The following is a 22380-nucleotide window of genomic DNA, read 5'->3' on the forward strand; positions in this document are numbered from 1 at the left end:
GGCTCAGTGACAACCCCTTGGTCTGGCTTATTGATAACCTCTTGGGCCGGGACTACTCAATCCCTCAAAAAATGGCCAGGTTCCATCCAGTTCAAATAGGGCTATTCATTTTAATCTATCATCCGATCCATCCGGTTTTTGCGGAATCGCTTTCCCAGAGTGCAGGCTGCCTGTTGAACCCGATCAGGTATCAGGTTGTACGGGAAATTTCTTCCACACGCGACTCGAAGATCTCCGGATCGAAGGCCTTGTCCCCATCAGGGAACGGCTCGTTTCCAGTCTTGAGCCCCTTGAAATCATAAAGCTCCGGGTCGAGCAAATGCGAGGGCTGGATATTCTGCAATGCGGTAAACATGGTTTCCAGCCGGCCGGGATACTTCCTGTCCCAGTGTTGCAGCATTTCCCCCACGACCTGGCGCTGAAGGTTTTTCTGCGAGCCGCACAGGTTGCATGGAATAATGGGAAAATTTTCCATCTCTGCATAAGCAGCCAGGTCTTTTTCCTTGCAATATGCGAGCGGGCGTATCACGATATTGCGGCCATCGTCGCTCACCAGCTTGGGTGGCATGGTTTTGAGCTTGCCGCCATAAAACAGGTTTAGAAACAGCGTCTCCAGTATGTCGTCGCGATGGTGCCCCAGCGCGATCTTGGTCGCGCCCAGCTCACCCGCAACGCGATACAGCACTCCCCGGCGTAAGCGCGAACAGAGGCTGCAGGTGGTCTTTCCTTCCGGAATCAGCCGCTTCACCACACTGTAGGTATCCTGCTCGACAATGCGAAAGGGCATGCCGATCGCGGAGAGGTAGCCGGGCAGCACATGCTCGGGAAAGCCCGGCTGTTTCTGATCCAGGTTTACGGCAATGAGCTCAAACCGGGTTTCAGCATGAGCCTGGAGGTTGCGCAGGATATCGAGCAGGGCATAACTGTCCTTGCCGCCCGAGAGACATACCATCACGCGATCCCCTTCCTCGATCATATTGAAATCGGCAATTGCGGTGCCAACGAGACGCCTCAACCGCTTCCGCAGTTTGTTGGCGTCGTATTGGGTCTTTCTGGAAGCCTCCTCCATTATGCTCATCGCAGAAAACTCCTGAAATTGATAATCGATCGGGTCGCCTGGATATGTTTTACGCAAATCCGGGTTCAGCCATCCCGCAACAAGGGATTTTCCCAGATCGGATGAGGTTTGGACAGTACCTGCGATATGGCCGAAAGCGGCCGAAGGCTCGCTTCGATCGCCGCGACCCTATTCACGTGGAATCCTGCCTTGATCAAGCATCCGCGTGCATATGCAAAAAACAGATAAACAAATGAAATGTTATTAGTTTCAAATATAAGCACGCGCTGGTAACTTGCTGTTGTGTCTCCTTGATCACGGGAAATGAAATGCCGGGAAATATAAAAATTGCCGAGCCGGAAGAAGATTTTTTTTTGCCAGGCGAGACTGGCAAACGGATTCCCCGCGATATCAGGCAGCGCATCCTGGGGGTAATCGCCAGTATCGAATATGGTTCGGTGGAAGTCATGGTTCATGACGGCAAGGTTGTGCAGATAGAGCGCCGAGAGAAGATTCGCGTGGAACGCCACCAGCCTGGCCGTGGGGCCATCACCTGAGGTGGCAACCAGAGAAACTCGGATAGGCGGCCAGTCAGATTGAAGGGGATTGAAGGCGAAAAGAGGCAAAAAAATAATACACCGACCAGACGATTGGAGGTGATACAGAAACTGCAAATCTCCGCCCCAACCGAAATAACGGACGGGCGGCTCAGGAGAGAGAAATGGAAGTGTTTTGGCGAATCGCTTATGCCTTCGCAATCAGCGCATTATTTATCAAACCGCTTCAGGCGGATGAGAACAACGAGCAAACGGGAAAATCCGGGAATTACGGCACAACCACACAACGCATGCAAAAAATGACCCAGGCCGAAGCATCCACCCCATATAAATGGTCGATCGGATCCCCCGAGAATTATAAGTGGGCGATTCAGCCATCCAGTGAAAATGACAAATGGGCGCTTCCGTCTTCGGATAAGCCAGAAACAGGGCCGGACAAGCCAGCCGCTTCCGCCAAAGACTCTGGAAAAAAACCGGCGAGCTATTTCGTCCCATCCAGCAGCTATTCCACCCAGCCGGAATCCGACCCGCCACGGTATGTACGGAACCTGAGCAAGACGGGCATCGAAGCTTTCAAGGATATCACGTGGCTGGATGTGGGCCTGGACCACCGGACCCGTTACGAATTTCGCAGCAACGACATACGGCGTACCCGGTTCCTGATCGATGAGCCCTTTCTGTTGCGCACTCGCGGATATCTTGGCGTGAAGGAAATTCTCGATCCGCTACGCGGCACCGTGGAGTTCCAGGATTCGCGCCGCTACAACGGACACTTTCCGCATGATGATCGCGATTTCAACGAATTTGAGTTGATCCAGGCGTATGGAGAGCTGTACTTCAGGGGCGCATTGGGCGAGGACGCGCGCGAGCAGCAGCGCCCAATCAGACTCCGGGCGGGACGCATGGCTTATGAGGCGCTGGATCGGCGCCTGATCGGCCGCAATGAATGGCGCAATACGACCAATACTTTCGAAGGCTTCCGCATCAATCTCGGCCAGGAGGCCAACAATTGGGAAATCGACACATGGGCTTATCAACCAGTGAAACGGCTGCCCACCGAGTTTGACCAGCGGATCGAGAATGTCTGGTTTTACGGGGTGATCGGCCACTGGCGCGAATGGTCGCAAATCATCACGTTACAGCCGTATTACATGGGCCTGGTACAGGACGGCAGCAAAGTGCCAGGACAGATAGACCGGGAAATTCACGCTCCTGCCCTGCGGGGTTACGGAAAAATCCCCACTACCCGACTCGACTACGACTTCAACCTGATCTACCAGTTCGGCCAGAATGCAGGGCAACGCCATGAAGCCCATGGCTATACCCTCGAAACTGGATATACCTTCCAGCATAGCTGGAAGCCGCGCCTGAGCGCTTTTTACGGCTATGCCTCGGGCGATCGCCATCCCAACGACAACGTGGACAACCGTTTCGAGCGATTCTTTGGCTTTGCGCGACCCTGGTCGGCGGATGACTATATCGTGTTCGAAAATGTCAAGGTGCCAAAAATCAAGCTCGAATTCCAGCCCGCCAAAGACCTGCGCATCGATGGCGGCTACAGCTGGTATTGGCTCGCCAGCAGTACCGATCGCTTCAATAATCTGCTCGATGGAAACAACAGCGCCATCAAAAACCCCGGGTTCAATCGTGATCCCACCGGGAGAAGCGGCGATTTCATCGGGCACAACTTCGATATCCGCGCACGCTATAAGCTCACTGCAAACATCGATACGACCGTGGGCTACTCGCACTTCACCAGCGGCGATTTCACGCGTAACCGCCAGATTGCGGCCCTCGGCAAAAGTCCTGGCAGCTCGGATTTTTTCTATGTCGAGGTGGTCATCAGCGCGTTTTGACGGAGAAACAAATTTTCACATGGCTAACTCATAAAAGGAAAAACGATGAAATTCAAAGCCCGGCTGGCATCCACCCTTCTCATAGCCAGCTTCACGATCAGCGGCAGCGCATGGGCCGACAAGACCATCTTGAACGTCTCGTATGACCCGACGCGGGAGCTGTACCAGGAGTTCAATGCCGCCTTCGCAAAATACTGGGAACAAAAAACAGGGGAGAAAGTGGCCATAAAGCAATCCCATGGGGGTTCGGGCAAGCAGGCGCGCTCCGTTATCGACGGCCTCGAAGCGGATGTGGTAACGCTTGCTTTGGCCAATGACATCAATGCTATAGCGGAAAAAGCCGGGTTGCTTCCAGCCGACTGGCAGAAGCGCCTGGAGCTCAACAGCACGCCCTATACCTCGACCATCATCTTCCTGGTGCGCAAGGGAAATCCCAAGGGCATCAAGGACTGGAACGATCTTGCGCGGCCCGGCGTATCGGTGATCACCCCCAACCCGAAAACCTCCGGGGGCGCACAATGGAATTACCTGGCGGCCTGGGAATTCGGGAAACGGCATTTCGGGGAAGGCAGGGCAAAGGAATTCGTCGCCGACATCTACAAGAACGTTCCCGTGCTAGATTCCGGAGCGCGCGCCTCGACCACCACTTTCGTGGAACGCGGTGTCGGGGACGTCTTCATTTCATGGGAAAACGAAGCTTTCCTGGCGATCAAGGAGCTGGGGGCCGGCAAGTTCGAGATCGTGGTGCCGTCACTCAGCATCCTTGCGGAACCTTCGGTCGCAGTAGTGGATAAAGTGGTAGACAAGAAAGGTACGCGAGCGGTGGCCGAAGACTATTTGAAGCATCTCTATTCGGAAGAAGGGCAGGAAATCGCCGCCAGGAATTTCTACCGTCCCACCAATGCGAAGATCGCCGCGAAATATGCAAACAAGTTTCCTCCCATCAAATTATTCAAGATTGATGACGCGTTTGGTGGATGGAAAAATGCCTATAAAACCCATTTCGCCGATGGCGGCACTTTCGATCAGATCTATCAGAAATAGACATCCTTGTTCTCATAGCCAGGCAGCGATGTGATTGCGAAAAGGAATAGCAAAATGAGCGTTTACATGAAAGATGCGAGAGGCATGAAAGATGGACTGGCCCGTATCCAGGCAGCCACGGATTACCCGGTGCAACGTTCGGAAGACGGGTGGGTGATCGGGCACTTCTTCAACAGCTGGCTATCCAGCGTCTTCCAGCCTGTATTCGGCCTGAGCGAGCACAGGATAACCGGGCATGCCGCGTATATCCGCTCCACGACGGAGGGAAAAAGCGTCCTGTCTCCCTGGAAGACTTTCGCCCTGACTGAAGGTGATGCACTGCTGGTACGTTTTGATCGGCTTTGCCGCGTGATCCATGCCCTGAACTATTTCGGCAATGCCTCTCAGGGAGATCTTTTTGTAACGGTTCAGCCACGGCTGCTGGAAAGCGTCAAGGATGATCATGGCCGTGCCTTCGAGAGAATACTCCATATTATTGGAGTCGAAACTTCCAGGGTCGTGATCGAAATACCGACCGAGGTCAATCGCGACTCGAGATTGCTCAAGCACGTGATCAGCAATTATCGTTCGCGCGGCTACCGGATTGCGATCAACCACAGCGTGACAACAGAGGACTGGATCGCGGAACTTGCCAGTTTGTATCCTCTTTTCCCACATATCGTCAGGCTGGAAGCTTCGGCGCTGGAGCGCCGTTATGGCACCGAATCACTCGTGAATGCGGTGCACCACTTCGGCGCATCGGTGCTGGTGCATGACATCGAAACAGCACAGCAAAAGCGTGTCGCCGTGGAATCGGGGGCCGATCTCCTTCAAGGTCGCGCGCTTGGATTGCCGCTTCGGGCGATTGAAACCGCGGTGCCAGCAATGATGGAGGAGCACTATCCGGTGCTCTCCAGAGGCTATCGGCAATCATCGTTTAATGGGGTTCCTGATCGATGAAATTCAAACAGCACAGCGTCCTGCCGGGATTCAATCTTGCGCTCGGGTTCACGCTGCTGTACCTCAGCCTGATCGTACTGATCCCTCTTTCCGCCGCCTTTGTCCGGACGGCCGCCCTTACCTGGCCGGAATTCTGGAGCATGGTGACTACGCCGAGAGTGTTGGCGTCATACCGGCTGACGTTCGGCGCGTCTTTTGCGGCGGCGCTTGTCAACGCCATATTCGGCCTCCTCGTCGCATGGGTATTGGTGCGTTACCGTTTTCCCGGAAAAAAGCTGGTGGATGCGTTGGTTGATCTCCCGTTTGCGCTGCCAACCGCCGTCGCTGGTATTGCGTTGACAGCGCTCTATGCTGGAAATGGCTGGATCGGACAGTTTTTCGAGCCTCTCGGCATCAAGATCGCGTTCACGCCCCTGGGTGTTTTCGTCGCCCTGACGTTCATCGGTCTGCCCTTTGTAGTGCGAACCGTGCAACCGGTACTCGAGGATATCGAGGCGGAACTGGAGGAGGCGGCGGCGACGCTGGGCGCTAATCGGTTCCAGACTTTTTCCCGCATCATTTTTCCCACTGTGCTGCCCGCCTTGATGACGGGATTCGCACTGGCATTTGCGCGCGCAATCGGCGAATACGGTTCGGTAATCTTCATAGCCGGCAACATGCCCATGGTGTCTGAAATCACGCCGCTACTGATCATTACCAAGCTCGAGCAATATGATTACGCGGGTGCAACCGCCCTGGCGGTAGTCATGCTGGTCATTTCATTCGTCATGCTCCTGATCATCAACTTCCTGCAATGGTGGAGCCGGCGCCGGGGTGCCGCAATATGAAACCTATGAAGGTACAACATTGAGTACGACACTTCTTCCTGCACCTGTCAGTCTGGATCAGGCGCGGGCTACCACGGAATCCATATGGATAAGGAGAAGTCTGATCGGCCTCGCATTGGCTTTCCTGACCTTTTTCCTCTTTATCCCCTTGATCTCGGTATTTTATGAGGCACTGAAGAAGGGGTGGGACGTCTACATTGCAGCGATCACCGATCCCGACGCGATATCCGCCATTCAGCTTACCTTGACTGCCGCGGCGATTGCCGTCCCCCTCAATGTGATATTCGGCTTCGCAGCTGCGTGGGCGATTGCCAAGTTTGAGTTTCGCGGAAAAAGCGTGCTCATCACGCTTATCGATCTGCCATTTTCTGTTTCTCCCGTAGTTTCCGGATTGATCTATGTGCTCATCTTCGGCCTGCAGGGTTGGCTGGGGCCATGGCTGGCAGAACATGACATCAAGATCATTTTTGCGGTACCGGGCATCGTGCTCGCGACGATTTTCGTCACTGTTCCCTTTATCGCGCGGGAGTTGATTCCGCTGATGCAGGCACAGGGAACCGAGGAAGAGGAAGCTGCGGTGGTGCTGGGCGCGAATGGCTGGCAGACCTTTCTTCATGTGACCCTGCCAAACATCAAGTGGGGGTTGCTCTATGGCGTGATTCTTTGCAACGCGCGCGCAATGGGCGAGTTCGGAGCGGTGTCGGTCGTATCGGGGCATATTCGCGGCAGTACCAATACCTTGCCGCTGCACGTCGAGATTCTCTACAACGAATACAACTTTGCCGCGGCGTTCGCCGTGGCGTCACTATTGGCCTTGCTTGCGCTGGTAACACTCGCATTGAAAACGTTTGTCGAATCGCGCGGCAGACATCAGGAGAATATGAATGAGCATTGAAGTACGCAATCTTTCCAAGCAATTCGGGAAATTTTCCGCACTACGGAACGTTAGCCTGGAAGTAAAGTCGGGTGAGCTGCTGGCGCTGCTCGGTCCTTCCGGGTCGGGAAAAACCACCCTGTTGCGGGTGATTGCCGGGCTGGAATCCGGCGATACAGGGCAAGTGCTATTCCAGGGTGAGGATGCGACGGACCAGCATGTGCGCGAGAGGCAGGTGGGCTTTGTCTTCCAGCACTACGCGCTATTCAGGAACATGACCATCTTTGAGAATGTGGCGTTTGGCCTGCGTGTACGCCCGCGGAAGTTTCGCCCGGCTGAACCAGAGATTTGCCGCCGTGTTCATGAACTACTGAAACTCGTGCAGCTCGATTGGCTGTCCGACCGGTATCCGCACCAGCTTTCAGGAGGGCAGCGCCAGCGGATCGCCCTGGCGCGGGCGTTGGCAGTGGAACCGAGAGTATTATTGCTGGATGAGCCATTCGGAGCACTCGATGCAAAAGTACGGAAGGAGCTCCGCTCATGGTTGCGCCGGCTGCATGACGAAATGCATATTACCAGCGTGTTCGTAACTCACGACCAGGAGGAGGCGCTGGAAGTGGCAGACAGGGTTGTCGTCATGAACGAAGGCCGCATCGAGCAGATCGGCACGCCGGACGAAGTATACGAACACCCGGCAAGTCCCTTCGTATATGAATTCCTGGGCAAAGTGAATCTATTCCACGGCCGGCTTCATCGCGGACGCGCCTGGATAGGCGGAATCGAAGTCGATGCGCCCGAGCATACCGAGGCAGAAGAACTTTCAGCCGTGGCCTATGTGCGTCCGCACGACATCCATGTGGACCGTGTGGTTAACGGCGATGGCGCAATTGGCGCGCGCGTATCGCACATTCTCTCGGTTGGCCCGGTAGTGCGTCTTGAACTGACGCGCGACGACAGCAACAGCAAGGAACTGATCCAGGTCGAAATCAGCAAGGAGCGCTTTCGTGAACTGAAATTGGCGCGGGGCGATCAGGTTTTCATTAGGCCTGCCCGCTTCGATCTTTTTCCGGCGCAGATACATTGAGACGCACGAGACTTATGCCAGCTACTCAACGACTTCCAGAATACCCTCCATCCCGTGTTCCCTGTGGCTCTTGAAAAAGAGCAACTTCTTTGGGCAATAGAAAGCATACCTGCCGGGCGCGCTTGGGGTGAAGGTGAATGTTTGAGACTCCCGGCTCAGGTCTTCATCGATCGAGATATTCGCTTCGAGTGCCTTGAGCACCAAGCCGTGAGGAACGATCCCCCGCTCCACACGAACCACCAACCTTACAGGTACGTTGACTTTGACGATGATGTGGCTGGGCCTGAAAAAATAATCGCCCGCCAGGATGTTCACCTGTTGCACGCCATCAGCGTCCATCACCGCCCGATAAGGTTTATTGCCCGGCTGTGCACTCAGCCGCCCCGCGATGCAGCAGACGGTCAACGTCAGTATTATGAGGAATAAATCAACACCATCACCTTTCGGGCACAAGGCGAGATCCCCCTGGGTAAGAACGCACTCCTTCCCCATACAACCGCCGGGTCTACGCCACTTCACCTTGATCACAAGAGCTCGCGGTTTTGCTCCACGCTTTCTCTCACACCCCGTCGCTCTCATGCAGTTGCGTTTTCACTTCGTTCGCTGTGATCAACTTACGATGGGACTTTCACCCAAAAGAGTTGCGCCCACGCTGGGCGCGCAATAAAAAAAGCCCCAACTCTCGCGAATTGGGGCTTTTTTACTATAGGTGCCTGGCAGTGACCTACTTTCGCATGTGAAAACACACTATCATCGGCGCGACCTCGTTTCACGACCCTGTTCGGGATGGGAAGGGGTGGGTCCAAGGCGCTATGACCGCCAAGCGTAACGGTTATGGCAATGATCGTAACGCGATTATTTGTCCCGCTTTACGATCAGCCATGATCTGGAAGAAGTAATTTTAAATAATGGGTTTGATTGTACCTGCAAACAACTTGTTCACTTAAGGTTATAGGATCAAGCCTCACGGTCAATTAGTATCGGTTAGCTTAACGCATTACTGCGCTTCCACACCCGACCTATCAACGTCGTGGTCTTCGACGAACCTTTAGGGGGGTTTAACCCCCGGGAAGTCTCATCTTGAGGCGAGTTTCCCGCTTAGATGCTTTCAGCGGTTATCTCTTCCGCACTTAGCTACCCGGCGATACGACTGGCGTCATAACCGGTACACCAGAGGTGCGTCCACTCCGGTCCTCTCGTACTAGGAGCAGGTCCCCTCAAACTTCCAACGCCCACGGCAGATAGGGACCAAACTGTCTCACGACGTTTTAAACCCAGCTCACGTACCACTTTAAATGGCGAACAGCCATACCCTTGGGACCGGCTACAGCCCCAGGATGTGATGAGCCGACATCGAGGTGCCAAACTCCCCCGTCGATATGAACTCTTGGGAGGAATCAGCCTGTTATCCCCGGCGTACCTTTTATCCGTTGAGCGATGGCCCTTCCATACAGAACCACCGGATCACTATGACCTGCTTTCGCATCTGCTCGACTTGTCAGTCTCGCAGTCAAGCACGCTTTTGCCATTGCACTATCAGCACGATTTCCGACCGTACCTAGCGTACCTTCGTACTCCTCCGTTACACTTTGGGAGGAGACCGCCCCAGTCAAACTGCCTACCATACACGGTCCCCGATCCAGATAATGGACCCAGGTTAGAACCTCAACAACATCAGGGTGGTATTTCAACGTCGGCTCCATGAGCTCTGGCGAGCCCACTTCAATGCCTCCCACCTATCCTACACAGATATTGTCAAAGTCCAATGTAAAGCTACAGTAAAGGTGCACGGGGTCTTTCCGTCTAGCCGCGGGGAGATTGCATCTTCACAAACATTTCAACTTCGCTGAGTCTCAGGAGGAGACAGTGTGGCCATCGTTACGCCATTCGTGCAGGTCGGAACTTACCCGACAAGGAATTTCGCTACCTTAGGACCGTTATAGTTACGGCCGCCGTTTACCGGGGCTTCGATCAAGAGCTTGCACCCCATCACTTAACCTTCCGGCACCGGGCAGGCGTCACACTCTATACGTCCACTTTCGTGTTTGCAGAGTGCTGTGTTTTTATTAAACAGTCGCAGCCACCATTTCTTTGCAACCCCCATCCGCTTCACACGCGAGGTGCTACACGTACCGGGGGCACACCTTATCCCGAAGTTACGGTGTCAATTTGCCGAGTTCCTTCTCCTGAGTTCTCTCAAGCGCCTTGGAATTTTCATCCCGCCCACCTGTGTCGGTTTGCGGTACGGTCCTCATTCAACTGAAGCTTAGTGGCTTTTCCTGGAAGCAGGGTATCACTCACTTGGCGCCCCGAAGGGCGTTTCGTTATCACGCCTCAACTAAGCCGCCCGGATTTGCCTGGGCAGCACGTCTACACGCTTCAACCGGGACATCCAACACCCGGCCGAGCTAACCTTCTCCGTCCCCACATCGCATTGAACAAAGGTACTGGAATATTAACCAGTTTCCCATCAGCTACGCATTTCTGCCTCACCTTAGGGGCCGACTCACCCTGCGCCGATGAACGTTGCGCAGGAAACCTTGGGCTTACGGCGAGGGAGCCTTTCACTCCCTTTATCGCTACTCATGTCAGCATTCGCACTTCCGATACCTCCAGCAGCCTTCTCAAGCCACCTTCGCAGGCCTACGGAACGCTCTCCTACCATCTACACTTGCGTGTAAATCCCTAGCTTCGGTGCACAGTTTGAGCCCCGTTACATCTTCCGCGCAGGACGACTCGATCAGTGAGCTATTACGCTTTCTTTAAAGGATGGCTGCTTCTAAGCCAACCTCCTGACTGTTTTAGCCTTCCCACTTCGTTTGCCACTTAACTGTGTCTTTGGGACCTTAGCTGAGGGTCTGGGTTGTTTCCCTTTCGACACCGGACGTTAGCACCCGATGTCTGTCTCCCACGCTCGCACTCTTCGGTATTCGGAGTTTGCCATGGTTTGGTAGGCCTAAACGGCCCCCTAGCCATAACAGTGCTCTACCCCCGAAGGTGATACGTGAGGCACTACCTAAATAGTTTTCGGAGAGAACCAGCTATTTCCAGATTTGTTTAGCCTTTCACCCCTACCCACAGCTCATCCCCTAATTTTTCAACATTAGTGGGTTCGGACCTCCACGAGGTGTTACCCCCGCTTCATCCTGGCCATGAGTAGATCATCTGGTTTCGGGTCTACACCCAGCAACTAAACGCCCTATTAAGACTCGCTTTCGCTGCGCTTCCCCTATTCGGTTAAGCTTGCTACTGAATGTAAGTCGCTGACCCATTATACAAAAGGTACGCAGTCACGGAACAAGTCCGCTCCCACTGTTTGTATGCATGCGGTTTCAGGATCTATTTCACTCCCCTCCCGGGGTTCTTTTCGCCTTTCCCTCACGGTACTGGTTCACTATCGGTCGATTACGAGTATTTAGCCTTGGAGGATGGTCCCCCCATGTTCAGACAGGATTTCACGTGTCCCGCCCTACTTGTCCCAACCCTAGTTCCACACTCGAATTTTCGCCTACGGGGCTATCACCCGCTATGGCCCGACTTTCCAGACGGTTCAGCTAATTCGAATGCTAAAAGTTGGAGGCTGCTCCCATTTCGCTCGCCACTACTCTGGGAATCTCGGTTGATTTCTTTTCCTCTGGCTACTTAGATGTTTCAGTTCACCAGGTTCGCCACGCTTGGCCTATGTATTCAGCCAAGGTTGACCCTTGCGGGCCGGGTTTCCCCATTCGGACATCTCCGGATCAAAGCTTGTTTGCCAGCTCCCCGGAGCTTTTCGCAGGCTACCACGCCCTTCATCGCCTGTAATCGCCAAGGCATCCACCACATGCACTTATTCGCTTGATCCTATAACCTTAAGGGCTCAAAATCCGTTATCGGGAGTAAATCACTCGAAAGCTATTTCCGCCCGATCACGGCTTCCAAACCAATGGCTATAGTTGTCTGCTACGCATTGCATCCGACTAAAAATGCCATGCGTCGATACAATCTAACCCATTATTCCGTATCCGGGATACAGGACCTTGAACAAGGCCATGCTCCCTGACATGGAACGTTTTACTTCTTCCAAATTTTTAAAGAACATCGGAACAGGCAAGACCGGATAATATAAATATGATCCGCTTCTCCACAACTTGTTCCTGACTACAGCCGCTGGTAAAAAAACCAGAGGTAAACGCGCATCGTTTACCTCTGGTTTCTAACTGGAATAATGAGGCGATTCCGGCCTGGGATTTGGTGGAGGTGAACGGGATCGAACCGATGACCCCCTGCTTGCAAAGCAGGTGCTCTCCCAGCTGAGCTACACCCCCGTTAGTTGGTGGGTCTGGGTGGACTTGAACCACCGACCCCACGCTTATCAAGCGTGTGCTCTAACCAACTGAGCTACAGACCCCGATCAGACCTAGAAACAAAGGGCCGGCCTTTTAATTTTCCGGCCTTCCACTTCCGGCGGCTCCTCGGCGCCTAGCCCTGCTTTTTTAACAACCGATAGGTTGTGGACGCTTGAAAAAGGCTTTCTCTGAAAGGAGGTGATCCAGCCGCAGGTTCCCCTACGGCTACCTTGTTACGACTTCACCCCAGTCATGAATCTCACCGTGGCAGGCGCCCTCCTTGCGGTTAGACTACCTGCTTCTGGTGAAACCCACTCCCATGGTGTGACGGGCGGTGTGTACAAGACCCGGGAACGTATTCACCGCGACATGCTGATCCGCGATTACTAGCGATTCCGACTTCACGGAGTCGAGTTGCAGACTCCGATCCGGACTACGACGCGCTTTCTGAGATTAGCTCCCCCTCGCGGGTTGGCAACCCTCTGTACGCGCCATTGTATTACGTGTGAAGCCCTACCCATAAGGGCCATGAGGACTTGACGTCATCCCCACCTTCCTCCGGTTTGTCACCGGCAGTTTCATTAAAGTGCCCAACTGAATGATGGCAATTAATGACAAGGGTTGCGCTCGTTGCGGGACTTAACCCAACATCTCACGACACGAGCTGACGACAGCCATGCAGCACCTGTGTTACCGCTCCCTTTCGGGCACACCCACCTCTCAGCGGGCTTCGGTACATGTCAAGGGTAGGTAAGGTTTTTCGCGTTGCATCGAATTAATCCACATAATCCACCGCTTGTGCGGGTCCCCGTCAATTCCTTTGAGTTTTAATCTTGCGACCGTACTCCCCAGGCGGTCAACTTCACGCGTTAGCTGCGTTACCAAGCCCGTTAAGACCCGACAACTAGTTGACATCGTTTAGGGCGTGGACTACCAGGGTATCTAATCCTGTTTGCTCCCCACGCTTTCGTGCCTGAGCGTCAGTGTTAACCCAGGGGGCTGCCTTCGCCATCGGTGTTCCTCCACATCTCTACGCATTTCACTGCTACACGTGGAATTCCACCCCCCTCTGCCACACTCTAGCCTTGTAGTTTCAAACGCAGTTCCCAGGTTAAGCCCGGGGATTTCACATCTGACTTACAAAACCGCCTGCGCACGCTTTACGCCCAGTAATTCCGATTAACGCTCGCACCCTACGTATTACCGCGGCTGCTGGCACGTAGTTAGCCGGTGCTTCTTCTTCCGGTACCGTCATTTGTCACGGGTATTAACCGTAACCATTTCGTTCCGGCTGAAAGAGCTTTACAACCCGAAGGCCTTCTTCACTCACGCGGCATGGCTGGATCAGGGTTTCCCCCATTGTCCAAAATTCCCCACTGCTGCCTCCCGTAGGAGTCTGGGCCGTGTCTCAGTCCCAGTGTGGCTGGTCGTCCTCTCAGACCAGCTACTGATCGAAGCCTTGGTAAGCCATTACCCCACCAACTAGCTAATCAGACATCGGCCGCTCCAAAAGCGCAAGGTCTTGCGATCCCCTGCTTTTCTCCTCGGAGATTATGCGGTATTAGCGCATCTTTCGATGCGTTATCCCCCACTTAAGGATACGTTCCGATGCATTACTCACCCGTTCGCCACTCGCCACCAGGGTTGCCCCCGTGCTGCCGTTCGACTTGCATGTGTAAAGCATGCCGCCAGCGTTCAATCTGAGCCAGGATCAAACTCTTCAGTTCAATACTGGTAAAACTCTCGCTTGACGTATTATGCGGCTCCGATTCCCATCCGGGATTCCCAGAATGGTAACCAGAACCTTTCCATCGTGCGAGCACTTCAACTTTGCTTTTCCCATCACTGCGCCGGATGGCGAAATGACGGGTGGCCTAGTCAAGCGCCCACACCTATCGGCTGTATATTTTTAAAGAACAATCCGTTTAACCTTTCGGGCTTCACGGGGAAAGGCGGGATTATACAGGCATCAGCCAGCGGGTCAAGAGATTTTGCCGAATTTGTCAGGAGAGAACGACCCTGGCGAATTTCCGCTTGCCCACTTGCACAACTGCAATTTCGCCCCGGCATAGCCTGATGCCTTTATCGCTGATTTTTTCGCCATTCAATTTTACACCACCTTGCTCTATCATGCGCAGGGCTTCAGTGGTGCTTGCAGTGAGCCCGGCCTGCTTGAGCAATTGGGCGATGGGCAAACCCTCCTGGCCGGCATGCAGCGCCTTCTCGCAAATATCGCTGGGGATGGCCCCCCGCCTGAATCTTGCTTCGAAATCCGCCAGGGCGAATTCAGCATCTTTCCTGCTGTGAAAACGGGTAACGATTTCCTGTGCTAACGATATCTTGATGTCCCGCGGATTTCGACCCTGCTCCACCTCCTGCCGCCACTGCCGGATGACGCTAGAAGGCTCGAAAGACAGCAGATCGATATACCGCCACATCAATTCATCTGAAATCGACATCAGCTTGCCGAATATCTCCGCGGGATGCTCCGCAATGCCGATATAGTTGCCCGCTGACTTGGACATTTTATTGATGCCATCCAATCCCTCGAGGAGGGGCATGGTAAGAACGCACTGTGCCGCCTGTCCAAAATGCTTTTGCAGCTCTCGCCCCATGAGCAGGTTGAATTTCTGATCAGTGCCTCCAAGTTCGATATCCGCTTGCAGCGCGACGGAATCATACCCTTGGATCAACGGATACAGAAACTCATGGAGTGCGATGGGCTTGTTGGCCTGATAGCGCTTGCCGAAATCGTCGCGCTCCAGCATGCGGGCAACCGTATGAGTGGCTGCCAGCCTGATGAGCCCCGCCGCATCGACCTTGTCCATCCAGGTGGAATTGAAGACCACCTCGGTCTGTCCGGGTTTGAGGATCTTGAAAACCTGATCGGTATAAGAATTCGCGTTTTCCACCACCTGGTCGCGGGTAAGGGCGGGACGCGTCGTATTCTTGCCGCTGGGATCACCGATCATGCCGGTAAAATCACCTATCAGGAACAGGGCATGATGGCCGAGATCCTGCAGATGGCGCATCTTGTTGAGCAGAACCGTATGTCCCAGGTGCAAGTCGGGTGCTGTCGGATCGAATCCCGCTTTTACCCTGAGCGGACGCCCGGCTGCGAGCTTGCGCGCGAGCTCCTCTTCGAGCAGGAGCTCGTCGCATCCGCGCCGGATGATTTCCAGTTCCTCGAAAATTTCGCTGGTCGCCACTGAAGCAAGACCTGTTTGCGGTTACTTGCAGTTATTTGCAGTTACGCAGAGCAAAATCCCAGTTGATCAGCTTGTCGAGCACGGCATTGACATAATCCGGACGGCGGTTCTGGTAGTCGAGGTAATATGCATGCTCCCACACGTCGATCGTCAACAGTGGCTTCATTCCCTTGGTCAGCGGCGAGTCCGCATTCCCGGTCTTGACGACCTTGAGCTTGTCTCCGTCCTGCACCAGCCATGCCCATCCGCTGCCGAATTGAGTCGTTGCCGCGGTTGCCAATTCTTTTTTGCAGGCATCCAGCGACCCGAAAGATGAGTCTATTTTCTCTCCCAGATCGGATGGCGGTTTCCCTCCCCCGCGCGGCGAAAGGCTATTCCAGTAGAATGTATGGTTCCAGACTTGTGCTGCGTTGTTGAATATTCCCGCCTTTTCCGCATTGCCGGCAGTTGCCGCGATAATCTCCTCCAGGGATGAATCCGCAAGTTCGGTACCGCTTATCAATTTATTGAGGTTGTCGACATAGGCCTTGTGATGCTTTCCATAATGGAAGCTCAAGGTGTTGGCCGAAATAACAGGATCCAGCGCATTTTCCGCATAGGGGAGAGGTGGCAGACTATGAGGCGCACTTCCAGTCGTTTGATTGCTCATCGTTTCGCTCCTTTGTGTTTAAAAAATCTCTGCTCTTTCTTATATCGAGGGCATGCAGGCAAGCACTACTGCTGGCGGAACCCGAACCGGGGATCTCTTTGCCATTATACCAACATACTCCCGCTAACCTAAATCCGGCAGTTGGACAGGATGGAGTGTGCGGCTTTTGGAGTGCAGGGCAAGGTGCTGCAACGAGGAATGGCTATTCCATTCCAAGGAGTTGCAACGCAGCCATGTGCCGCAGAAATCCCACAATCTGCCCTGTAGTGATCCCACTCTACAGGTGAACGTCGAGTACGGCGGAAAGTCGTTGTGAATCATAGATCCAAACTAGAAATGAGCGATCAACTGCCGGATTTAGGTTCAAGTGTTAACAGATCCGGGGAGAGCTGGAGGAAACTCAGGCAAGATCAGCGACGTGAAAATGGAAAGTGATCGCTTACAATCTTTTCAAGGCTGGCGAACAAAGATTGAAATGGTATTGCACATCCACCGCAGAGATCGGCGGAAACAAAACAGCCGGGCGCGCCTTTTCGCGCCCGGCTCGCCAGGAATAAAGAAGGGAGAACTACGGCTCGCGCAACCCGACAAGCTCTCTATCCGGGAACCGCTCCATTTGATACCTCTGCCACAAACGGCTCCCGATGTGGAAGGCCAGTGTATCGGCATTGAATTGCAGCCCTGGATTTTCCATTTCGCTGGTAGTCAGCCGAAACAATTCCAACCACCGCTCGAACAATGCCGGGTTGAGCCCGGGTAGCGCAACATGTTTCGGCATGGGCATACCACGGAATCGGCTGGTCCCGCGCAATTTCATTGACCAGAAATTGATCATTTGTACAAAATGGGCGTCCCAATCATCAACGTGCGCCTCGAAGATGGGCCCCAGTCCCGGGTCTTGCCGGGCTCTTGCGTAAAAAGTGTGAACCAGCCTTGCAATTTCTTCTTCGGTGCAGAGAGTGGGATCAGGTGCCGTAAACTCTGGTTGTGACATATCCATAAATAACGCCTCGATTCAAATAATTTCAATACGACAGTAACGCTGACGGGTCGCGATTATACTTCAAACTCCCCACTTTGATGGAACAGGCTTTAGACATATAATACTGATAAAAGTGGCCGGAGTAAAGACTATTGAGCGCACTGCATTTGGGGCGGCGCGCTATCGAAGCGGCCAGACAGGCGGGTTGCTGCAAGGCTAAAATATTCCTTCCTTCGAAACCCCATCGCATTTCAATATGCCGCGCAGCGTTTCCAGCGCTTCCAGCTGAATCTGGCGCACCCGTTCGCGAGTAAGCCCAAGGCTTGACGCCAGCTGCTCCAGGGTTTGAATTTCACAGGCATTCAGCCCATAGCGATGCTCGATGATATGGCGCTGCTTGTCGTTCAAACGGCTGAGCCATTCCTTTACCCGGTCCTTGATCTCGGATTGCTCCAGCATCGCATCGGGGCCGGCTGATTTTTCGTCGGCCATGACATCGCCGACGGACAGGAGAGGATCGACATCGAGCGGAGCGTCCAGCGACATCATGCTCATGTTCAGGGACAGCATGCGCTCCACATGCTCGACGGGGCGGCCCAGCAGACGGGCCACATCTTCCGGTTTAGGTTCCTTGCCAGTATGAGCCTCAAGGTGACGGGCCGCCTGCAGGACAACATTCAGATCCTTGATGACATGAACAGGCAGGCGGATCGTGCGCGACTGATTCATGATGCAGCGTTCGATATTCTGCCGTATCCACCAGGTGGCGTAAGTGGAGAAACGAAAACCGCGCTCCGGATCGAATTTATCCAGCGCGTGCATCATCCCCATGTTGCCTTCCTCGATGAGATCCAGCAGCGCGACGCCGTGGTTGGCATAGTGCTTGGCGATATTCACCACCAACCGCAAATTGCACTCGATCATTCTTTGCCGGGCATTGAAGTCATTCTGCCTGACGAGGCGCGTGAGCTCCACTTCCTCTTTCGGCGTCAGTAATGCGTTGTGGCCGATTTCGTTGAAATATATTTGCGTTACGTCAGTCAGAAGAAAATCACTGGGGTCACTGCCAGCAACCGTGACGCCGCTTTCAGAAATGGCCGCGGACTCATCGTCCGTTTCGGGCGAATCCGCGGAATCCAGCGCTTCCTCATCCTCGTCATCACCGTTATAGTCTGGATAGCTCATCCGGAAGTGGGGGGGAGGTATTTTAGGGGATCCACAGGTTTTCCGTTTTTGCGGATTTCGAAGTGAAGTTTTACCAGACCGCTGTCGGTGCTGCCCATCTCAGCGATTTTCTGCCCTTTTTTGACTGTTTGTCCTTCTTTTACCAAAAGTTTGTCATTGTGCGCATAGGCGCTGAGGTAGATGTTGTTATGCTTGATGATGACAAGCTTGCCATAGCCCCGCAATCCGCCACCGCTATACACTACCTTGCCTGCTGCCGAGGCGTTGACCGCCTGGCCGGATGTACCCGAGATATCAATGCCTTTCGTACCTTCGGAAAACCCCTCGAGTAGTTTGCCTTTTGTAGGCCAGATCCACTCGACTTGATCGCGCGCGAGAACAGTTTCCGCTGCGTCCGGCACTGGCGGCACGGCGGGTAGCGGGACCACGGCTACGGGCGGGGCAGGCGGCACGGCGGGCAGCGGAACCACGGCTGCGGCTGCGGAAGGCACGGCACCTGCTACCAGCGGAAGCTCTCTTTCGGCGGGTGCCTCACTCCTTGCGACGGCTGTCTGGGCTGGAATGATGTCTGCTTTCAGCTGCGCCACTGCCTGCTCCGAGTATGGCAGCTTCAAGGCCTTTGGTTCTGTTTTCAGCTTGTCGCTGCTCGCCACCGGCCTGGCTTCGGCTGGAACTCCTGCGCCGCGAAGCTCCACAGGGCCCGGGGAAGAAAGCCGCGGCTCGGGAAGCGCATAGAGCGACGGCTGGGCCATTTGCCCAGGGGGCGAAGGAGGCAAAAGCAGCAATTGCTGGCCGACCTGAATCGCAGCCGGATCCTGGATATTATTCCATTCGGCAAGATCCTTCTGGCTAATGCCATTGCTTTGAGCAATGCTGTACAGCGTGTCTCCCTTACGGACGACATAGGTATTGGATGGCTGACCTTGCGTTTGGCGGGCGTTACCCGTGGTGGATCCCGCTCCGGCCCGATCGACGACCGGGGCAGGCCGCGGGGTGGATTCGCAACCGGCGAGCAACAGGCCGAAAAACAAGCCGAAAATGAGAAGCAGACCACGTATTGAAGGAAAAAAAATGCCAGGGAGAACTCGCCGCCCTGCCCCCATCTCAACCATGCAAGACCGTGCAAAGCGGCATGCTAACCATTTCGAACCTTCGCATTTCATTCCACTGACCGTCATCTGATATTCGTATTACATTGTTCAGCCTTTCTGAACGCCAGGCACCATGGGCACGAACCTCACTTCACCCAGCGTAGTTTCAGTATACCCCTGGGAGCTCCTTTCGAGCATGCACAGATGTTGCTCCTGACTGCCCTTGGGAAAAACCAGCCTGCCGCCAATCGCCAACTGCTCCAGCAGAGAAGAAGGGATATGGGTCGTGGCTGCTGTCAGCATGATAGCATCAAACGGCGCAGCCTCGGAAAGACCCAGCAGTCCATCGGCGTGCTTCAGATAAATATTGGGGAGCCGAAGCCCCCGCAACCGGGCTCGGGCACGGGTAACCAATGGTCCAATCCGCTCGACAGAATACACCTCGCGTGCCAGCCGTGCCAGAATGGCGGTTTGGTAGCCGCAACCGGAGCCGATCTCGAGCACCTTGCCCAGATCTGAACCGGCTCGCAGCAATTCAGTCATGCGGGCCACGATAAACGGACTCGAGATGGTCTGGCCGAAATTGATGGGAAGGGAAACGTCGTCGTAAGCGCGGCTCGCCAGGACCTCTTCAACGAAGATATGGCGCGGAATGAAATTCATGGCAGCCAGGACGGCCTCATCCGCAATACCCATATCGCGCAGGCGCTCCACCATGCGCGTGCGGGTACGCTGCGAAGTCATGCCGATACCGGAATGATGAGTGCTCAATGCCTATCCTGACAAGAGCTCATGACCAAGCCCCGTAAGACCATAAAAAGCTTTATCTATTTCAGCCACATTTTTACGGAATCCATCTGTCCATACCGGGTCAGGTCGATCTGTAATGGAGTCACCGATACTCGATTACGCTGAATTGCAAAAAAATCGGTTCCCTCTCCGGCATCCTGAACGGGCCCCGCGGCCCCTACCCAATAAACCGTCTCGCCACGCGGGCTCTGGGATTTGACCACTGGCTCGGCCTTATGGCGGCGCCCCAGCCGGGTGACCTCCATGCCTTGCAACTCCTCATAGGGCACATCAGGCACGTTGACGTTGAGCAACACCGTTCCGTGGAGCTTGTCGCGCTGGTATCGCTGCACCAGTTCTGCCGCGATACGCGCAGCGGTGGAAAAATTTCCTTCGGAAAAGCGCGCAAGGGAAATGGCTATCGCGGGAATGCCGAGCAGGAAGCCTTCGGTTGCGGCTGCCACGGTACCAGAGTAAATGGTATCGTCCCCCATGTTCGCGCCGTCGTTTATGCCGGACACTACCATGTCGGGCAATGTGTCGAGCATGCCGGTAACCGCAAGATGCACACAGTCGGTAGGCGTGCCGTTGACATAAAAAAAACCCCGGTGGGATCTGTGCAAGCTGAGGGGCCGGTCGAGCGTAAGAGAATTGCTGGCGCCGCTTCGGTCGCGCTCCGGCGCGACCACGACGATATCCGCGATCGCGGAAAGAGCAGTAGCAAGAGATTCAAGGCCTGGCGCAAAATACCCATCGTCATTGCTGAGCAAAATGCGCATAGTACGGTACCTGAAACGATGAACCCGATCGAGAACAGAGTAATAATAAGGCTGCTAACAGACGTTGGCACATGCCGGTACATGCCCGAACGTCTGGTTGTCTGATTTTATTCATTGGTCGGGGCGAGAGGATTTGAACCTCCGACCACTTGCACCCCATGCAAGTACGCTACCAGGCTGCGCTACGCCCCGAGAGGTGGATTATAACAATAAGGCGGGTTCAAAGTCGCTATTGCTTTATAAGGAGAGTAGCCGCAGAGGCAGATAGAGGGACAATGCGGGGGAGGAGCATATATCGGCGTGCAAGCAGGAAGAAAACAAGAATCTCCGGTTGCTCAGCGGTTTCACTGAAAAGACGATAGAGCGTCCGCTCCCGACTTCCTGATTCATGTGAACTCTTGCAGGATCAGGATCGGAGGAGCGCTACCACGTCCCTGATTTCCTTCCGCCACAAGGATATGTCGAGCGGCGGCCCGGCTTCAACCGACGCTGCGATCGCAGGCATCATTTCCGCCGCCGCAGACCCCAGACGACTGCGTGCTCCATGTATTGTAAATCCTTCTTCATAGAGGAGCTCTCGTATCCGGCGCACCAGGAGGACTTCATGATGCTGATAATACCTGCGATTTCCCCGGCGCTTGAGAGGCTTCAGTTGCGTGAACTCCTGCTCCCAATAGCGCAATACGTGCGGCTTGACCCCGCATAACTCGCTCACCTCGCCGATCGTGAAGTAACGCTTTGCGGGAATGGGGCCAAGCTGGGCGTTAGGCGTTGCGTTTCCCATGCTGGTTTTTTTCCACCATCGCCTTCAGTTTCTGACTTGCGTGAAAGGTCACGACCCGCCTGGCGGTAATCGGAATCTCTTCACCGGTCTTGGGATTGCGGCCCGGACGCTGGGGTTTGTCGCGCAACTGAAAATTGCCAAATCCCGAAAGCTTCACGCCATCCCCATTCTGTAGCGCAATGCGGACTTCCTCGTAAAATGATTCAACCATGTCTTTAGCTTCGCGTTTATTGAACCCCACTTTCTCAAACAGCAAATCGGCCAACTCAGCCTTCGTTAAGGTCATACTCTCCTCGCCTGTTTATATACCTGTCCGGATACAGCCAGCCTTCGGTATTTTCACCTG

The 22380-nt window shown here is 54.4% G+C and carries 18 protein-coding genes, 3 tRNA genes and 3 rRNA genes; 7 read left to right on the plus strand and 17 right to left on the minus strand.

The genetic code is table 11. The features are described 5' to 3' along the window. Positions 1–190 precede the first annotated feature (190 nt). Positions 191–1069: a tRNA 2-thiocytidine(32) synthetase TtcA gene (gene ttcA, locus ACZ5CE_RS13035; RefSeq protein WP_464577526.1), complete on the minus strand. Its 879-nt coding sequence runs from the start codon at positions 1067–1069 to the stop codon at positions 191–193. Between the two features lie 317 nt (positions 1070–1386). On the opposite strand from ttcA, the gene ACZ5CE_RS13040 reads away from it, so the two are divergent. From ACZ5CE_RS13040 to ACZ5CE_RS13070, 7 genes are all read left to right on the plus strand, one after another. Further along, a complete protein-coding gene (locus tag ACZ5CE_RS13040) occupies positions 1387–1614 on the plus strand; it encodes a YezD family protein (protein ID WP_464575338.1) in 228 nt (75 codons plus the stop codon). 164 nt (positions 1615–1778) lie between these two features. Then, complete coding sequence (locus ACZ5CE_RS13045) at positions 1779–3470, plus strand: alginate export family protein (RefSeq protein WP_464575339.1); 1692 nt, start codon at positions 1779–1781, stop codon at positions 3468–3470. Positions 3471–3515: 45 nt separating this feature from the next. After that, positions 3516–4514: a sulfate ABC transporter substrate-binding protein gene (locus ACZ5CE_RS13050; protein WP_464575340.1), complete on the plus strand. Its 999-nt coding sequence runs from the start codon at positions 3516–3518 to the stop codon at positions 4512–4514. Between the two features lie 54 nt (positions 4515–4568). After that, complete coding sequence (locus tag ACZ5CE_RS13055; RefSeq protein ID WP_464575341.1) at positions 4569–5453, plus strand: EAL domain-containing protein; 885 nt, start codon at positions 4569–4571, stop codon at positions 5451–5453. Beyond that, entirely contained in the window at positions 5450–6280 is an 831-nt protein-coding gene (gene cysT / locus ACZ5CE_RS13060) for a sulfate ABC transporter permease subunit CysT (RefSeq protein ID WP_464575342.1), read from the plus strand. Before ACZ5CE_RS13055 ends, cysT begins: the two co-directional genes overlap by 4 nt. Positions 6281–6299: 19 nt before the next feature. Then, positions 6300–7175: a sulfate ABC transporter permease subunit CysW gene (gene cysW, locus ACZ5CE_RS13065; protein WP_464575343.1), complete on the plus strand. Its 876-nt coding sequence runs from the start codon at positions 6300–6302 to the stop codon at positions 7173–7175. Then, positions 7165–8238, plus strand: coding sequence for a sulfate/molybdate ABC transporter ATP-binding protein (locus tag ACZ5CE_RS13070; protein ID WP_464575344.1), 1074 nt, complete (start codon positions 7165–7167; stop codon positions 8236–8238). Before cysW ends, ACZ5CE_RS13070 begins: the two co-directional genes overlap by 11 nt. A gap of 21 nt (positions 8239–8259) precedes the next feature. Here the strand turns inward: ACZ5CE_RS13070 and ACZ5CE_RS13075 are convergent, their stop codons facing one another. The 16 genes from ACZ5CE_RS13075 to ACZ5CE_RS13150 form a co-directional block, all read right to left on the minus strand. After that, entirely contained in the window at positions 8260–8730 is a 471-nt protein-coding gene (locus ACZ5CE_RS13075) for a quinol oxidase (RefSeq protein WP_464575345.1), read from the minus strand. A gap of 219 nt (positions 8731–8949) precedes the next feature. Continuing rightward, positions 8950–9062, minus strand: a 5S ribosomal RNA gene (gene rrf / locus ACZ5CE_RS13080). Between the two features lie 129 nt (positions 9063–9191). Further along, positions 9192–12081: ribosomal RNA gene (locus ACZ5CE_RS13085) — 23S ribosomal RNA — on the minus strand. Positions 12082–12469: 388 nt separating this feature from the next. Next, positions 12470–12545: transfer RNA gene (locus ACZ5CE_RS13090), tRNA-Ala, on the minus strand. A 6-nt stretch (positions 12546–12551) separates the two neighbouring features. After that, positions 12552–12628, minus strand: a tRNA-Ile gene (locus ACZ5CE_RS13095). Positions 12629–12757: 129 nt separating this feature from the next. Then, positions 12758–14293, minus strand: a 16S ribosomal RNA gene (locus tag ACZ5CE_RS13100). The 16S, 23S and 5S rRNA genes sit together here with 2 tRNA genes alongside, the layout of an rRNA operon. Before the next feature lie 276 nt (positions 14294–14569). Then, the gene (tyrS, locus tag ACZ5CE_RS13105) at positions 14570–15775 is read right to left on the minus strand and encodes a tyrosine--tRNA ligase (protein WP_464575346.1); all 1206 of its coding nucleotides are present in this window, start codon (positions 15773–15775) and stop codon (positions 14570–14572) included. Positions 15776–15806: 31 nt separating this feature from the next. Beyond that, a complete protein-coding gene (locus tag ACZ5CE_RS13110; protein ID WP_464575347.1) occupies positions 15807–16424 on the minus strand; it encodes a superoxide dismutase in 618 nt (205 codons plus the stop codon). A gap of 568 nt (positions 16425–16992) precedes the next feature. Beyond that, positions 16993–17418: a group III truncated hemoglobin gene (locus tag ACZ5CE_RS13115; protein WP_464577528.1), complete on the minus strand. Its 426-nt coding sequence runs from the start codon at positions 17416–17418 to the stop codon at positions 16993–16995. Between the two features lie 204 nt (positions 17419–17622). After that, entirely contained in the window at positions 17623–18591 is a 969-nt protein-coding gene (gene rpoS / locus ACZ5CE_RS13120) for an RNA polymerase sigma factor RpoS (protein ID WP_464575348.1), read from the minus strand. Then, a complete protein-coding gene (locus ACZ5CE_RS13125) occupies positions 18588–19703 on the minus strand; it encodes a peptidoglycan DD-metalloendopeptidase family protein (protein ID WP_464575349.1) in 1116 nt (371 codons plus the stop codon). The genes rpoS and ACZ5CE_RS13125 overlap by 4 nt, the downstream gene beginning before the upstream one ends. An 87-nt stretch (positions 19704–19790) precedes the next feature. Next, on the minus strand, positions 19791–20453 hold the full coding sequence (locus tag ACZ5CE_RS13130) for a protein-L-isoaspartate(D-aspartate) O-methyltransferase (RefSeq protein ID WP_464575350.1): 663 nt from the start codon (positions 20451–20453) through the stop codon (positions 19791–19793). A gap of 56 nt (positions 20454–20509) precedes the next feature. Then, entirely contained in the window at positions 20510–21250 is a 741-nt protein-coding gene (gene surE / locus ACZ5CE_RS13135) for a 5'/3'-nucleotidase SurE (protein ID WP_464575351.1), read from the minus strand. Positions 21251–21365: 115 nt separating this feature from the next. Further along, positions 21366–21442, minus strand: a tRNA-Pro gene (locus ACZ5CE_RS13140). A 214-nt stretch (positions 21443–21656) separates the two neighbouring features. Next, on the minus strand, positions 21657–22034 hold the full coding sequence (locus ACZ5CE_RS13145; RefSeq protein ID WP_464575352.1) for a MerR family transcriptional regulator: 378 nt from the start codon (positions 22032–22034) through the stop codon (positions 21657–21659). Then, entirely contained in the window at positions 22015–22320 is a 306-nt protein-coding gene (locus ACZ5CE_RS13150) for an integration host factor subunit alpha (protein WP_464575353.1), read from the minus strand. Before ACZ5CE_RS13150 ends, ACZ5CE_RS13145 begins: the two co-directional genes overlap by 20 nt. Positions 22321–22380 lie beyond the last annotated feature (60 nt).

The organism is Nitrosospira sp. TNL200, assembly GCF_055386305.1.